This window comes from Bacteroides caecigallinarum (assembly GCF_021530995.1).
In the GTDB taxonomy this organism is placed as follows: Bacteria; Bacteroidota; Bacteroidia; order Bacteroidales; family Bacteroidaceae; genus Phocaeicola; species Phocaeicola faecigallinarum.
On sequence record NZ_JADYTF010000220.1, the window covers coordinates 1 to 1,749 of the forward strand.

Annotated in this window: 6 protein-coding genes; 4 read left to right on the forward strand and 2 right to left on the reverse strand. The window is 44.9% G+C overall.

The features are described 5' to 3' along the window. The 4 genes from I6E24_RS16125 to I6E24_RS16140 form a co-directional block, all read left to right on the forward strand. On the forward strand, positions 1-94 hold a 94-nt coding region (locus I6E24_RS16125), incomplete at its 5' end, for a DUF3873 family protein (RefSeq protein WP_235329715.1). Next, positions 91-330 (forward strand): DUF6956 domain-containing protein, encoded by a 240-nt coding sequence (locus tag I6E24_RS16130; RefSeq protein ID WP_005650234.1) that lies wholly within the window; start codon positions 91-93, stop codon positions 328-330. The genes I6E24_RS16125 and I6E24_RS16130, both read left to right, overlap by 4 nt. 62 nt (positions 331-392) lie before the next feature. Then, positions 393-596 (forward strand): hypothetical protein, encoded by a 204-nt coding sequence (locus I6E24_RS16135; protein WP_021908424.1) that lies wholly within the window; start codon positions 393-395, stop codon positions 594-596. A 54-nt stretch (positions 597-650) separates the two neighbouring features. Continuing rightward, on the forward strand, positions 651-956 hold the full coding sequence (locus I6E24_RS16140) for a hypothetical protein (RefSeq protein WP_005650230.1): 306 nt from the start codon (positions 651-653) through the stop codon (positions 954-956). A 118-nt stretch (positions 957-1,074) separates the two neighbouring features. Here the strand turns inward: I6E24_RS16140 and I6E24_RS16145 are convergent, their stop codons facing one another. Together I6E24_RS16145 and I6E24_RS16150 are read right to left on the reverse strand one after the other, a co-directional pair. After that, positions 1,075-1,419 (reverse strand): hypothetical protein, encoded by a 345-nt coding sequence (locus I6E24_RS16145; RefSeq protein WP_022232581.1) that lies wholly within the window; start codon positions 1,417-1,419, stop codon positions 1,075-1,077. A 123-nt stretch (positions 1,420-1,542) separates the two neighbouring features. Continuing rightward, positions 1,543-1,749, reverse strand: a 207-nt coding sequence (locus I6E24_RS16150; RefSeq protein ID WP_394800425.1) for a glycoside hydrolase family protein, incomplete at its 5' end; no start/stop codon positions are given.

The following is a 1,749-nucleotide window of genomic DNA, read 5'->3' on the forward strand; positions in this document are numbered from 1 at the left end:
GGACGGAGAACTTTTCTCTTGCGTTAGACCGACATTGGAAGAGTGCAGACACCTGCGTGACGAATGGATAAAAGGAAAGGAGGACAGATTATGACAGCATACTATGATACTTTGATTGTGACATTCAGCGACCCTATCAGAATTTTGGATATGATGTGTACCGATACTTGTGATGTGGCAACACTAAAGGAGTGGATAGAGAGCTACGAAAGTACAAGAATGACCCCGATAAACGAACATACGGCAGTCATTACTTCCGAATACAACATGGTGCATGTGGTGGAATGGCTCAGAAAATATACCCCCATTGCCGAAATGAAAGAATACTAAAGGTGTGGCGGTACACAATACCGCCCACCCCCGAAACAGATAACCCATAAAAAAGAAAGAACATGAAATACTATTTTATATTGACAGACAGCAGGGACGCATGGATGCAGTTCGTTTACCTCCCTACAGGAGATTATGTGTCCGGCTATATCCGTGACTTGCAGAGTGTGGGAATATCCGTACATGACTATGACCTTTGGACGGAGGAAACACGACCCATTGCCGAGCGCACATTGGAACATATAAGGCAGAGCATGAACGTATAAAAAAAATCGGGTGGCAAAAGCCACCCATTGACAATAACTTAAATTCATATACAGATGATAGCGAATACAATCTTACAGCAGTTGGGCGGTCATGGATTTACCGTCATGACGGGAAGCCGTAACTATATCAATTTGGGCAACGGACTACAAATGAGCCTTGCAAGGAACAAAACGTCAGCCAACAGACTGAAAATCATATTGGATGAAGACACGGATACATACACCATGTATTTCTATCGTCAGACACTGACGAAGTATGCGGACATCAAGGTCAAGGAGATAGCCAAATACGAGGGAGTGTACTTTGATATGCTCCAGCAGATTTTCACGGATGTAACGGGACTTTACACCCGACTTTAGGCAGAGGCGGCGAGAGCCGCCCTACTTTCTTTCGGTGAGCAGAAGGCGGACAAAGAAAGTAGCAAAGAAACCGCTGTTCCAAAGACTTCCACTAACGGAAGTCTTTTTTGTTCCCATCTTACAGATTTCTATTCAGAATAAGTGAAAGCGGATAAATATATTTGTTGTATGCTTTCAGTTTCTTCATATCAACACGGTTGTCCGAATACGGGTTGCTCTTCTCATCGTAGAAAAAGATGTCCGTTATGTTTTCCTTTCGGACAATCCGTTCCCCGCACAGCGGAATATCCTCCACGTCAAAATCCTCCAGCGGAAGCGTTTCCAGTCTGCCGGGAAGATGGTTGCCAAGCTCGTTCATGTTGTAGTTGAAAAGAGCGAAACCCTTGTGTTTGAAGTCAAGACGTATGCCATACGGACGCCCTGTCAGAAAGGCATCCGCTGCTTTTGCCATATAATTTTCCATGATTGTTTTTTCTGTTTCAAAAAAAGTGATACAAAAATAGGTCTTTTCCCGGAGCAAAGCAAAACCTTTCCTGAAAATGACAAAGGGAGAACCCCACCATTTGGGTGAAGCTCTCCCTTACCGCTACTTCTTGAACAGCAGCAGAAATTCCATCTTCCGTCGCCGCTCTATCGAGCGGATTTTCCGCCCCTTGTAGTGGCAGTAGGATATATACTCCTTATAGATGTCCCTGTCACCGGCTTCCAGCTTTCGGATCAGCTTGCTTTTGGGTATCTTTCCGCTGCCCAAGAGCCGGAACGGTCCCACATTATAAGCTAATGTACCCAGGAG

What these genes read in the sequence shown, in the direction of transcription:
- I6E24_RS16130 (WP_005650234.1), top strand. Translation starts at nt 91, where the DNA reads ATGACAGCATACTATGATACTTTGATTGTGACATTCAGCGACCCTATC.
- I6E24_RS16135 (WP_021908424.1), top strand. Translation starts at nt 393, where the DNA reads ATGAAATACTATTTTATATTGACAGACAGCAGGGACGCATGGATGCAG.
- I6E24_RS16140 (WP_005650230.1), top strand. Translation starts at nt 651, where the DNA reads ATGATAGCGAATACAATCTTACAGCAGTTGGGCGGTCATGGATTTACC.
- I6E24_RS16145 (WP_022232581.1), bottom strand. Translation starts at nt 1,419, where the DNA reads ATGGAAAATTATATGGCAAAAGCAGCGGATGCCTTTCTGACAGGGCGT.